Annotated in this window: 10 protein-coding genes and 2 pseudogenes; 8 read left to right on the top strand and 4 right to left on the bottom strand. The window is 40.2% G+C overall.

Annotation, left to right across the window (positions count from 1 at the left end):
• The 4 genes and pseudogenes from GEZ85_RS01450 to GEZ85_RS01465 all read right to left on the bottom strand — a co-directional run.
• A pseudogene (locus GEZ85_RS01450) lies at positions 1-385 on the bottom strand (Rpn family recombination-promoting nuclease/putative transposase); the annotation flags it as partial.
• Between the two features lie 4 nt (positions 386-389).
• Positions 390-799: pseudogene (locus GEZ85_RS10280) on the bottom strand (Rpn family recombination-promoting nuclease/putative transposase); the annotation flags it as partial.
• A 4-nt stretch (positions 800-803) separates the two neighbouring features.
• Positions 804-1,691, bottom strand: a complete 888-nt coding sequence (locus GEZ85_RS01460; RefSeq protein WP_153209366.1) for an Rpn family recombination-promoting nuclease/putative transposase — start codon at positions 1,689-1,691, stop codon at positions 804-806.
• A 247-nt stretch (positions 1,692-1,938) separates the two neighbouring features.
• Positions 1,939-2,379 carry a GNAT family N-acetyltransferase gene (locus GEZ85_RS01465; RefSeq protein ID WP_228112192.1) on the bottom strand — a complete coding sequence of 147 codons (441 nt, stop codon included), beginning with the start codon at positions 2,377-2,379 and terminating at the stop codon, positions 1,939-1,941.
• A gap of 500 nt (positions 2,380-2,879) precedes the next feature.
• On the opposite strand from GEZ85_RS01465, the gene GEZ85_RS01470 reads away from it, so the two are divergent.
• The 8 genes from GEZ85_RS01470 (at position 2,880) to GEZ85_RS01505 (ending at position 13,110) form a co-directional block, all read left to right on the top strand.
• On the top strand, positions 2,880-3,860 hold the full coding sequence (locus GEZ85_RS01470; protein WP_153209364.1) for an acetylxylan esterase: 981 nt from the start codon (positions 2,880-2,882) through the stop codon (positions 3,858-3,860).
• 328 nt (positions 3,861-4,188) lie between these two features.
• Positions 4,189-7,482, top strand: coding sequence for an SIALI-17 repeat-containing surface protein (locus GEZ85_RS01475; RefSeq protein WP_153209363.1), 3,294 nt, complete (start codon positions 4,189-4,191; stop codon positions 7,480-7,482).
• Between the two features lie 254 nt (positions 7,483-7,736).
• Entirely contained in the window at positions 7,737-8,435 is a 699-nt protein-coding gene (locus GEZ85_RS01480) for an N-acetylmannosamine-6-phosphate 2-epimerase (RefSeq protein WP_001135679.1), read from the top strand.
• Between the two features lie 114 nt (positions 8,436-8,549).
• Positions 8,550-9,878: an ABC transporter substrate-binding protein gene (locus tag GEZ85_RS01485; RefSeq protein ID WP_153209361.1), complete on the top strand. Its 1,329-nt coding sequence runs from the start codon at positions 8,550-8,552 to the stop codon at positions 9,876-9,878.
• Positions 9,879-10,099: 221 nt separating this feature from the next.
• Complete coding sequence (locus tag GEZ85_RS01490) at positions 10,100-10,966, top strand: carbohydrate ABC transporter permease (protein ID WP_153198773.1); 867 nt, start codon at positions 10,100-10,102, stop codon at positions 10,964-10,966.
• A 15-nt stretch (positions 10,967-10,981) separates the two neighbouring features.
• Positions 10,982-11,821, top strand: a complete 840-nt coding sequence (locus GEZ85_RS01495) for a carbohydrate ABC transporter permease (RefSeq protein ID WP_001192120.1) — start codon at positions 10,982-10,984, stop codon at positions 11,819-11,821.
• Positions 11,822-11,993: 172 nt separating this feature from the next.
• A complete protein-coding gene (locus GEZ85_RS01500) occupies positions 11,994-12,446 on the top strand; it encodes a NanQ anomerase/TabA/YiaL family protein (RefSeq protein WP_153209359.1) in 453 nt (150 codons plus the stop codon).
• A 19-nt stretch (positions 12,447-12,465) separates the two neighbouring features.
• Positions 12,466-13,110 (top strand): YesL family protein, encoded by a 645-nt coding sequence (locus GEZ85_RS01505; RefSeq protein WP_045611141.1) that lies wholly within the window; start codon positions 12,466-12,468, stop codon positions 13,108-13,110.
• Positions 13,111-13,175: the final 65 nt, after the last annotated feature.

Raw genomic sequence — 13,175 nt, forward strand, 5'->3', positions numbered from 1 at the left:
CGGTCATGCCCAATTGCTCACTCGCAAATTCGGAAGTTAAAACATGTTGGCGTACTAAATCTAGAAAGGTAAAGATTTTCCCACGCTCTAGACCTTGTTCAACTCCCTCTGCTCTAGCAGTTTCCAAAGCATAGTCCTGTGCTAACAATGCTTGTTCTTCTCGCATACGTAGTTGACTAAACATTTTCCTATCCTCCTCAGACCAGCTCTTGTAGTCTAGCAGTTGGTCTGCCTGACTGATGGCTCGCTCGGGTGCTTGGGTAAAGGGTTTGTTCCCAAAAAACTCCAACCATGGCTTGCGAATGCTATCTTTGCTGGTTTCTCTGTATTTTTTAAGTTCCAAGAACGCCATCTTAACCAGATGGTTTTTCTGACCATTAGTGCTGGTCTTACAACAAGGCCTCAAACTCAGCAACGGTCATGCCCAATTGCTCACTCGCAAATTCGGAAGTTAAAACATGTTGGCGTACTAAATCTAGAAAGGTAAAGATTTTCCCACGCTCTAGACCTTGTTCAACTCCCTCTGCTCGAGCAGTTTCCAAGGCATAGTCCTGTGCTAACAATGCTTGTTCTTCACGCATACGTAGTTGACTAAACATTTTCCTGTCCTCCTCGGACCAGCTATTGTAGTCTAGCAGTTGGTCTGCCTGGCTGATGGCTCGCTCGGGTTGCTGGGTAAAGGGTTTGTTCCCGAAAAACTCCAACCACGGCTTGCGAACCTCGTCTTTGATGGTTTCTCTGTATTTTTTAATTCCAAAAATGCCATCTTGACTAGATGGTTTTTCTGACCATTAGTGCTGGTCTTACAACAAGGCCTCAAACTCAGCGACGGTCATGCCCAATTGCTCACTCGCAAATTCGGAAGTTAAAACATGTTGGCGTACTAAATCTAGAAAGGTAAAGATTTTCCCACGCTCTAGACCTTGTTCAACTCCCTCTGCTCTAGCAGTTTCCAAGGCATAGTCCTGTGCCAACAAGGCTTGTTCTTCTCTCATACGTAGTTGACTAAACATTTTCCTGTCCTCCTCGGACCAGCTCTTATAGTCTAGCAGTTGGTCTGCCTGGCTAATAGCTCGCTCGGGTTGCTGGGTAAAGGGTTTATTCCCAAAAAACTCTAGCCATGGTTTGCGAATGCTATCTTTGCTGGTTTCTCTGTATTTTTTAAGTTCCAAGAACGCCATCTTAACCAGATGGTTTTCTTGTCCATTATTTGTGATAGTTAATACCTCACCTGTCGTGTCCTCTCGCATGCTAAAGCTATGAAAAGCTAAATCATCTTGGAAATAATTGCTATCCACAATTGCGATAGCATATACTGGTGCGATGTGTTTGTAGCTCTGGTGTGTATCACCTTCACGTTGGCGAATTTTTTCAAGATTTTGATTGACCTGACTGCATAAGTAAGCCCACAGGCGATTGATGAAAAAATTCTGATGATGCACTTGAATCTCAATGATTACTTGAGTTCCATTATCCAACTCCGCCAAGACATCTATACTGGTATAGAAATCCTGCGCCGAGTACGGAAGGGAAGGTAAGACATGAATATTACTCCCCTCCAAAATGGTTACATTTTTGGCTGGTAAATCCAGCATATCGCGAATAAATTGACAAGTGATTTCCGGATTGCTAAAAATCTTCTTAGCAACCAAGTCATTGGTCGGGCTGATGCCCGGATGTCTGAGAATCATTCTTTTCCTCCTTTTATTATACCACAGTTTTATACTCAATGAAAATCAAAGAGCAAACTAGGAAACTAGCCACAGGCTGTACTTGAGTACGGCAAGGCGACGTTGACGTGGTTTGAATTTGATTTTCGAAGAGTATTAAATCTAGGTTTACTAGATTCTCTGGCTCTATCTATTTATTCGGAAAAGAGAGGATAAATGAAATAGTAAATAAGAAATAAGAACAGAGGATAAGCAATAAATGTTAAGCTTATCTGTATTCCCCGCTTATCTGATAATAAATGAGATCCGCAACATGACCTTTTCTCTCCACCCCATTTGCACCAGTCTTTAGATAGGACATCCCAGCCTTTTCCATAACACGACCTGAAGCTGGGTTGAGACTAGCATATCGTGCTCTGACTTTTTGAAAATCTGCTTGAGTAAAACAGAAGTCTAATACCGCTTTTAAGGCCTCTGTCATAAGACCACGACCCAAATAGTTTTTTCCTAAAACATAGCCAATTTCACAACTTAAATCTTCCTCGTGCAGTTCAACGATGCTGATATCTCCTATCACTTGCTCTGGGTTTTCTTTGAGACAAATGGCCCATTTGTAATAGTTGGGATTTGTATAGGAGTCAACCCAATTACAAATCGAGTTTCGAGTCACCTCAAGATTTGTATGGGGATTCCGAATGAAATCGGTCAAATTCTAAGCAGACGAAGCCCAATTTTGAAACATAGCTTCTGCATCACTCTCCACAAATCTTCTCAAAATCAAACGTTCTGTCTGTAACATTTGCGTACCGATTGCTTTCATGATGTTACCTCGCTTTCTGATAAATGATTCTCTGTCCAATCGCCATTGAAACTATAGCATATTGAGATATGCTGTAGACAAATCAACTAGGGCATTCACATTAATTTCTAAAAATACTTTAGAAGTTAATTGGTACTATTCTAGATTCAATTTATTAGACTTTCAGACGATAGGTTTGAGGGAGGAGAATCAAAAATCTCTATCTATTTATACTCAATGAAAATCAAAGAGCAAACTAGGAAACTAGCCGCAGGCTGTACTTGAGTACGGCAAGGCGACGTTGACGTGGTTTGAATTTGATTTTCGAAGAGTATTACCCTTCTTTCTTGCATTACTTTTCTAGATATGCTACAGTTGTGATAGCGATTACAAAATAAAAGGAGCATGCTATGAAAAATCCAGCTTTGCTAGAAGAAATTAAGACCTATAAAGGCAGGGATGAGGTGCCAGATGACTTTGATATTTTCTGGGATGAGGAAGTGAAAAAAGTTTCCACTCTTCCAGCCTACCAGTTGGAGGAAAGAAATTTCCACATTCCTCAAGTCAAGTGCTATGAGCTCACTTTTGAAGGAACCAATGAAGGCAAGGTCTATGCACGCGTCGTTCTTCCAAAGAGTGAGGAGAAGGTTCCGATAATCTTCCATTTCCATGGTTATATGGGACGTGGCTGGGACTGGGCTGACATGCTAGCCTATACTGTGGCTGGTTACGGTGTTGTTTCCATGGATGTGCGGGGTCAGTCGGGTTACTCGCAAGACGGTTTGCGTTCTCCTCTAGGAAATACGGTCAAGGGACATATCATTCGTGGTGCTGTGGAAGGTCGGGATCACCTCTTTTATAAGGATATTTATCTGGATATTTACCAGTTGGTTGAGATTATGGCCAGCCTACCTCAGGTTGATGAGAAGCATCTTTCTAGCTATGGTGCCTCGCAAGGAGGGGCTTTAGCTTTGGTTGCAGCAGCGCTCAATCCTCGAATTGAGAAAACTGTTGCCATCTATCCTTTCTTGTCAGACTTTAGACGAGTGTTTGAGATTGGGAATACCAGTGAGGCTTACGACGAACTTTTCCGTTATTTCAAGTTTCACGACCCCTTCCATGAAACCGAGGAGGAAATTATTGCGACCCTTGCCTATATCGATGTGAAAAATCTTGCACATCGTATCAAGGGTGAGGTTAAGATGATTACGGGCTTGGACGACGATGTTTGTTATCCTATAACCCAGTTTGCGATTTACAACCGTCTGACCTGCGATAAGGCCTATCGCATCATGCCCGAGTATGCTCACGAAGCCATGAATGTCTTTGTCAATGACCAAGTCTACAACTGGCTATGTGGTAGTGAGATTCCTTTTAAGTATGTAAAATGATGGATGAGAGAGACCAGTAGCTCTCTTTTTGTTATAAATTTTGAAAGTACTTTTAAAAATATTAAAATATTAAAATATTACTGAAAGTAAAATCTATTCTATGGCAAGCTCGAGATAAACCTATGACTTTATTGTATAATAAAGAAAAAGTGTCTAGGAAAGGAGTGAGAGAGCTACTGTTTGGATTGCAGCTAGCTAAATGTTGAAAGAGAGAAGGAGAGCAACTCTCGTCCATTAATTGCTTTCTTGTGTTTTCCTATGATGGGGAGTAAAAATTTTAAAGCAAAAAGAAAGCGCTTTATTTTTTGTGAAATTGAAAGGTAGAAAGATGAATCAAAAGAATTTTGATAGAAAACAAAGATATGGCATTCGCAAATTTGCAGTGGGTGTAGCCTCTGTAACTATTGGTGCAGTAGTGTTTGGAGTAAATCCTGTATTGGCAAATGAACAAGGAAACTCAACTGTAATTGCAGCTGAAAATAATAATCAAGGTTTATCAGAATTACCAAAAGAAGCTTCTTCAGGCAGTCTTGCAAATTTAGATAGTGAATTAGCTGGAAAATTGGCAACAGCGAAAGACAATGGTGTGGAAGTTGATCAGGATAAGCTGAAGAAAAATGAGACTACTGAAGCAGAGACGACCACTCCAACAAATACACCTGCAGCTGAAAATACACCAGCTCCTACTGGTAAACCGGGAGGAGATTCTACAACTACAGAAGCCAGTAACAAGGACCAAGATAAAGAAGAGGGCGTGATTCCTCGAGATTATTATGCTAGAGATATCGCAAACGCAACTCCAGTAGTGGAAAAAGAAGATGTTGAAACAAATTCGAAGAATGGTCAGCGTGTAGACTTAGCCAGTGAATTAGATACATTGAAGAAGCTTCAAAATGCGACTATTCATATGGAATTTAAGCCAGATGCAAAAGCTCCAGCATTTTATAATCTATTTTCAGTGTCTAGTGATAAGAAAAAAGATGAGTACTTCACAATGGCTGTTCTCAATAATACAGCCTTAATAGAGGGGCGTGATGCTAATGGAGCACAATTTTATGATAAATATACGGATGCTCCATTGAAAATTAAGCCTGGGCAGTGGAATTCGGTTACCTTTACTGTAGAAAGACCAAATGCAGACAATCCAGAAGGAAAAGTTAGACTTTATGTAAACGGTGTTTTATCGCGTACTAGCGTGAAGTCTGGTAAATTTATCAAGGATATGCCAGATATTACACATGCTCAACTTGGTGCAACAAATCGGGCAGGAAATTCAGTTTGGGGAGCAAATCTACAGGTTCGTAATTTAAGTGTCTATGACCGAGTACTGACTCCTGATGAAGTTCAAAAGCGTAGCCAATTATTTGAAAGATCTGATTTGGAGCAAAAGCTACCTGAGGGAGCTAAAATTACTGAAAAACAAGATGTCTTTGAAAGTGGTATGCATAACCAACCAAATAAAGATGGTATCAAGAGTTATCGTATTCCTGCTCTTCTTAAGACAGATAAAGGCACTCTGATTGCTGGTGCAGATGAACGCCGTCTTCATTCAAGTGACTGGGGTGATATCGGCATGGTCGTTAGACGAAGTGAGGATAAGGGGAAGACATGGAGTGACCGAGTAACGATTACAAATTTACGAGACAATCCAAAAGCCTCTGATCCATCAATCGGTTCACCAGTGAACATCGATATGGTTTTGGTTCAAGATCCTGAAACAAAACGAATTTTTTCTATCTATGATATGTTCCCAGAAGGGAAAGGAATCTTTGGAATGGCTGCTCAAAGAGAAGAAGCCTATAAACAAATCGATGGCAAAACTTACCAAATTCTCTACAAAGAAGGCGAAGAAGGTTCCTATACAATACGCGAAAATGGCACAGTTTATACTCCAGATGGGAAAGCAACCGATTATCGTGTTGTTGTAAACCCAGTTAAACCAGCTTATAGCGATAAGGGTGATTTGTATCAAGGGAATCAACTATTAGGAAATATTTATTTCACAAGCAATAAAACGTCTCCATTTAGAGTTGCTAAGGATTCTTATCTCTGGATGTCTTACAGTGATGATGATGGTAAGACTTGGTCAGCCCCTCAAGATATTACCCCAATGGTAAAAGCTGATTGGATGAAATTCTTAGGGGTTGGGCCTGGAACAGGAATTACTCTTCATACCGGACCTCATAAAGGTCGAATCATTGTACCTACTTATACAACTAATCAGACCAACCACTTAAACGGTTCTCAATCATCTCGGATTATCTACTCAGATGACCATGGTAAGACTTGGCATATGGGAGGTGGTGTGAATGACCATCGTACGCTGACTGATGGCACTGTGATTGACTCAAGTACCATGAGTAATTATTATGCTCAAAATACTGAGTCCTCTGTTGTACAATTAAATAATGGAGATCTCAAGCTCTTCATGCGTGGCTTGACAGGGGACCTTCAAGTTGCTACTAGTAAAGATGGTGGAGTAACTTGGGAAAATGATATAAAACGTTACGCGGATGTCAAGGATGTTTACGTTCAATTGGCTGCTATTCATACGATGCATGATGGAAAAGAGTATATTGTTCTTAGTAATGCAGGTGGGCCAGGACGTTTCAACGGTTTGGTACACTTAGCCCGTGTCGAAGAAAATGGAGAGCTGACTTGGCTTAAGCATAATCCTATTCAAAGTGGTAAGTTTGCCTACAATTCTATTCAAGATCTCGGGAATGGCGAATATGGATTGCTTTATGAGCATGCAGATAAGAACCAAAACGAATATACCTTGTCTTATAAGAAATTTAATTGGGATTTCTTAAGCAAGGATATGGTTTCTCCAACCGAAGCAAAAGTTACACATGTAGTTCATATGGGGCAAGGCATTATTGCCATGGAATTTGATTCAGAAGTATTGGTCAATCAAGCATCAACATTACAGCTTGCAAATGGTAAGACGGCTACGTTTATGACGCAGTATGACACAAAGACTCTATTGTTTACAGTAGATCCTGAGGATATTGGTCAAAAAGTTACAGGCTTAGCAGAAGGAGCTATCGAAAGTATGCATAATTTGCCTGTTTCAGTAGTTGGTTCTAAAATTACTCATGGTGTAAATGGAAGCGAAGCTGCGACAAATGAAGTTCCAGAATTTATAGGTGGAGTTAATGGTGAAGAAGGAGCAGTAACTGAAGAAGTTCCTGAATACACAGGCCAATTAGCTACAGCAGGAGAAGAAGCGCCAACAGTAGAAAAGCCAGAATTCACAGGAGGCGTAAATGCAGTTCTAGCAGCTTCAAATGAGGTTCCTGAATATACCGGAGGTGCTAATTTTGTCTTGGCAGCTTCAAATGACCTTCCTGAATATAAAGGAGGTGTCAATGGCGCTGAGGCAGCAATCCATGAAGTGCCAGAGTACAAGGGAGAAACCAAACCAGTCTTAGCAGCTACAAACGAACATCCAGCTAAGAAGTTATCTCTTGGACAAGATGCTACTTATCACGCACCAGCGGCTAAACAAAACGAGCTACCAAATACTGGAAGTAAAGAAAATACAATCCTTATTTCTCTAGGATTAGTGGCAGGTCTCTTATCTGTTTTGACATTTGGGAAGAAACGAAAAGAGGACTAGATTAGATCTTGAATAAAATGAATTTTGCTCATCGTTAATGATAAAAGAGATGGCCCATTTGAAAGCTGGCTATCTCTTTTTATCATTTTAGATACTAAGCGAATTGAAAATAAGACAGTGCTGAAACTACTTTCAGAAACTGCTGTTCTATAAAGTACTTTTGAAACTGAAATCTATTCTACTACAAAGTATTGAAAGCGCTTCACAAATAATATATAATAAACTCATAAGAACAAAGAAAAGGAGGAAAGAGGATGCCACAGATTACTAAAGAAGCCTTGATTGCACAAATCAAAGATGGAATCATCGTTTCTTGTCAGGCCCTTCCTCACGAACCGCTTTATACAGAAGCGGGAGGAGTCATTCCCTTGCTGGTCAAAGCGGCTGAGCAAGGTGGAGCAGTCGGTATCCGAGCAAACAGTGTTCGCGATATCAAGGAAATCAAGGAGGTTACCAACCTTCCAATCATTGGGATAATTAAACGAGATTATCCACCACAAGAGCCCTTCATTACTGCTACTATGAAAGAAGTTGATGAATTGGCAGAGCTTGACATCGAGGTGATTGCTCTAGATTGTACCAAGCGTGAACGCTATGATGGTTTGGAGATCCAAGAGTTCATTCGTCAGGTTAAGGAGAAATATCCTAACCAGCTCTTGATGGCTGATACAAGTACTTTCGAAGAAGGATTGGCAGCTGTTGAAGCAGGAATTGACTTTGTCGGAACAACCTTATCAGGATACACATCTTACAGTCCAAAAGTGGATGGTCCCGATTTTGAATTAATTAAAAAACTCTGTGATGCCGGTGTAGATGTCATTGCAGAAGGGAAAATTCATACACCAGAACAAGCCAAACAAATCCTTGGATATGGAGTGCGAGGCATCGTTGTAGGTGGCGCTATTACTAGACCAAAAGAGATTACAGAACGCTTCGTTGCTGGTCTTAAATAACACAATTTTAAAACAGAGGAGAGTGGTGGATGCGTCGGATGAAATGAAAACGTATACAAATGCAATCTTACTCATTATCCAATATGGATACGCTTATCAATTAGGAGAATACAAATGAAATTTAGAAAACTAGCTTGTACAGTACTTGCGGGTGCTGCGATTCTTGGTCTTGCTGCATGTGGTAATTCTGGTGGTAGTAAAGATGCTGCAAAATCTGGTAGCGATAGCGGAAAAACAGAAATTACTTGGTGGGCATTCCCAGTCTTCACTCAAGAAAAAACCGGTGACGGTGTTGGAACATATGAAAAATCAATCATTGAAGCGTTTGAAAAAGCAAATCCAGATGTAAAAGTGAAATTGGAAACCATCGACTTCAAGTCTGGTCCTGAAAAAATCACAACAGCTATCGAAGCAGGAACAGCTCCAGACGTACTGTTTGACGCACCAGGACGTATCATCCAATACGGTAAAAACGGTAAATTGGCTGAGTTGAACGATCTCTTCACAGACGAATTTGTTAAAGATGTTAACAATGAAAACATTGTACAAGCAAGTAAAGCTGGAGACAAAGCTTACATGTATCCAATAAGTTCTGCACCATTCTATATGGCTATGAACAAGAAAATGTTGGAAGAGGCTGGAGTTGCAAACCTTGTAAAAGAAGGTTGGACAACTGATGATTTTGAAAAAGTTTTGAAAGCGCTTAAAGACAAAGGCTACACACCAGGTTCATTGTTCAGTTCTGGTCAAGGGGGAGACCAAGGAACACGTGCCTTCATCTCAAACCTTTACGGCGGTTCTGTAACAGATAAAGATGTTACAAAATATACAACTGATGATCCTAAATTCGTCAAAGGTCTTGAAAAAGCTGCTAGCTGGATTAAAGACGGTTTGTTGAACAACGGTTCACAATTTGACGGTGGAGCAGACATCCAAAACTTTGCCAACGGTCAAACTTCATACACAATCCTTTGGGCACCAGCTCAAAACGGTATCCAAGCGAAACTCTTGGAAGCAAGTAAGGTAGATGTGGTAGAAGTACCATTCCCATCAGACTCTGGTAAACCATCTCTTGAATACCTTGTAAACGGATTTGCAGTATTTAATAACAAAGACGATAAGAAAGTCGCAGCTGCTAAGAAATTCGTTCAATTCATCGCAGATGACAAAGAATGGGGTCCTAAAGACGTAGTTCGTACAGGTGCTTTCCCAGTTCGTACTTCATTTGGCAAACTTTATGAAGACAAACGTATGGAAACAATCGGTGCTTGGACTAAGTACTATTCTCCATACTACAATACAATTGATGGTTTTGCAGAAATGAGAACACTTTGGTTCCCAATGTTGCAATCTGTATCAAATGGTGACGAAAAACCAGCGGATGCTTTGAAAGCCTTCACTGAAAAAGCTAACGAAACAATTAAAAAAGCTACAAAACAATAAGCACTAAATCAGATTGACTCCTCCCTTTTCCCTGTGCATAGTCTATGTAAGAAAAGGGAGGATTTTGTTTGAAATGTAAGGAACTGTCACGAAATTAAAATGAAGTTCTTACATAAGCGAATCTTAAAAAATTTCATTTTGATTTTAAAACAGTTCAAGAAAGTCAAAAAATTATTCTATTTGAAAGAGAGGTGCCGACTGTGAAAGTCAATAAAATTCGTATGCGGGAAACAGTGATTTCCTACGCTTTCCTAGCACCAGTATTATTCTTCTTTGTCATCTTTGTATTGGCTCCTATGATTATGGGATTCATTACAAGTTTCTTTAACTACTCAATGACTAAATTTGAGTTTGTAGGCTTGGACAACTATGTTCGCATGTTTAAAGACCCTGTCTTTATGAAGTCTTTGATCAATACCGTGATTCTGGTTATTGGATCTGTACCAGTTGTTGTTCTATTCTCACTCTTTGTAGCATCTCAGACATATCATCAAAATGCCATTGCCAGATCCTTCTACCGTTTTGTCTTCTTCCTTCCTGTTGTAACAGGTAGTGTTGCCGTAACAGTTGTTTGGAAATGGATTTATGACCCACTATCAGGGATTTTAAACTTTGTCCTTAAGTCAAGTCACATCATCAGCCAAAACATTTCTTGGTTGGGAGATAAAAACTGGGCTTTGATGGCGATTATGATTATCCTTTTGACTACATCTGTTGGTCAGCCGATTATCCTTTATATCGCAGCGATGGGAAATATCGACAATTCATTGGTGGAAGCAGCTCGGGTTGACGGTGCGACTGAATTGCAAGTTTTCTGGAAGATTAAATGGCCTAGCCTCCTTCCAACAACTCTTTACATCGCAATCATTACAACAATCAACTCATTCCAGTGTTTCGCCTTGATTCAGTTGTTGACATCTGGTGGTCCAAACTACTCAACAAGTACACTTATGTACTACCTTTACGAAAAAGCCTTCCAATTGACAGAATACGGCTATGCCAACACCATCGGTGTCTTCTTGGCAGTTATGATCGCTATCGTAAGCTTTGTTCAATTTAAAGTACTTGGAAACGACGTAGAATACTAAAGAAAGGAGACAGCTATGCAATCTACACAAAAGAAACCATTAACAGCTTTCACTGTTATTTCAACTATTATCTTGCTCTTGTTGACCGTGCTGTTCATCTTTCCGTTCTACTGGATTTTGACAGGTGCCTTCAAGTCACAACCTGATACAATCGTTATTCCACCACAATGGTTCCCTAAAATGCCAACCATGGAAAACTTCCAACAACTTATGGTGCAAAACCCTGCCTTGCAGTGGATGTGGAACTCAGTATTTATCTCACTTGTAACTATGTTTTTGGTCTGTGCAACCTCTTCTCTAGCAGGTTATGTACTAGCGAAAAAACGTTTTTATGGTCAACGCATTCTTTTTGCAATCTTTATTGCAGCCATGGCTCTTCCAAAACAGGTTGTCCTTGTACCATTGGTACGTATCGTCAACTTCATGGGAATCCATGATACTCTTTGGGCAGTTATCTTGCCTTTGATTGGATGGCCATTCGGGGTCTTCCTCATGAAACAGTTCAGTGAGAATATCCCTACAGAGTTGCTTGAGTCAGCTAAAATCGACGGTTGTGGTGAGATTCGTACTTTCTGGAGCGTAGCCTTCCCAATTGTGAAACCAGGATTTGCAGCCCTTGCAATCTTTACCTTCATCAATACCTGGAACGACTACTTCATGCAGTTGGTTATGTTGACTTCACGTCAAAACTTGACCATCTCACTCGGGGTTGCAACTATGCAGGCTGAAATGGCAACCAACTATGGTTTGATCATGGCAGGAGCTGCCCTTGCAGCTGTGCCAATCGTAACAGTCTTCCTTGTCTTCCAAAAATCCTTCACTCAGGGTATTACTATGGGAGCTGTTAAAGGATAAGAAAAGTAAACAAGTATATCAAGATTGCGGAAGTGGTCTTGACATGCTATGGAAATATAGAGGTTATAAGTGTCTACAAAATGTTGGGTATTTGCTTACCTTAGATATTTTGTCAGACACTTATAAACTTAATTTACGATTTTAGTTAACTATCAGAAACAAAGGAAACAGTATGATTTTTGACGATTTGAAAAACATCACCTTTTACAAAGGGATTCATCCTAATCTAGATAAGGCTATCGACTATCTCTACCAGCACCGTAAGGATTCTTTCGAACTCGGTAAGTATGAGATTGACGGGGACAAGGTCTTTCTAGTTGTTCAGGAAAATGTCCTCAATCAGGCTGAAAATGACCAATTTGAGCATCATAAACACTATGCAGATTTGCATTTGCTGGTAGAAGGGCATGAATATTCGAGCTACGGTTCACGTATCAAAGACGAGGCGGTAGCATTCGACGAAGCGAGCGACATTGGCTTTGTCCATTGTCATGAACGCTACCCACTATTGTTGGGCTATCACAAATTTGCGATTTTCTTCCCAGGAGAACCGCATCAGCCAAATGGCTATGCAGGTATGGAAGAGAAGGTTCGCAAATATCTCTTTAAAATTTTGATTGACTAAAAAATAAGGAGGAGCAAATATGGCACAAAAAGGAGTAAGCCTTATCAAGGCAGCATTTGATACAGATAACTTTCTCATGCGTTTTAGTGAGAAGGTCTTGGATATCGTGACAGCCAATCTTCTTTTTGTCGTCTCTTGTTTGCCCATCGTGACGATTGGAGTGGCTAAAATTAGCCTCTACGAGACTATGTTTGAGATTAAGAAGAGCAGACGTGTGCCTGTCTTTAGAATCTATTTAAGAGCTTTCAAGCAAAATCTGAAGCTAGGTCTTCAGTTAGGTCTGCTTGAGTTGGGCATTGTTTCATTAAGCATTCTAGATCTTTATCTCTTTTGGGGTCAGACAGCTATGCCTTTCCAAATGGTGAAAGCTATTTGTCTAGGCGTTCTTATCTTCCTCACTATCGTGATGTTGGCTAGCTATCCCATAGCTGCGCGCTATGATTTAACTTGGAAAGAAGTGCTGCAAAAAGGACTTATCTTGGCAAGTTTTAACTTTCCTTGGTTCTTCCTCATGTTAGCTATTCTCTTTCTTATTGTGATGGTTCTTTATCTGTCCGCCTTCAGTTTACTTTTAGGTGGCTCAGCCTTCCTGCTTTTTGGATTTGGACTCTTGGTCTTTATCCAGACTGGATTGATGGAGAAAATTTTCGCAAAATACCAATAGGATGGCTTGTCTATGAAACTACTTTCAAGCCATAAACATTTCAAAATTCATATCGAAACTAAAAT

The sequence above is a fragment of the Streptococcus mitis genome (genome assembly GCF_009496205.1).
GTDB classification, from domain to species: Bacteria; Bacillota; Bacilli; order Lactobacillales; family Streptococcaceae; genus Streptococcus; species Streptococcus mitis_BN.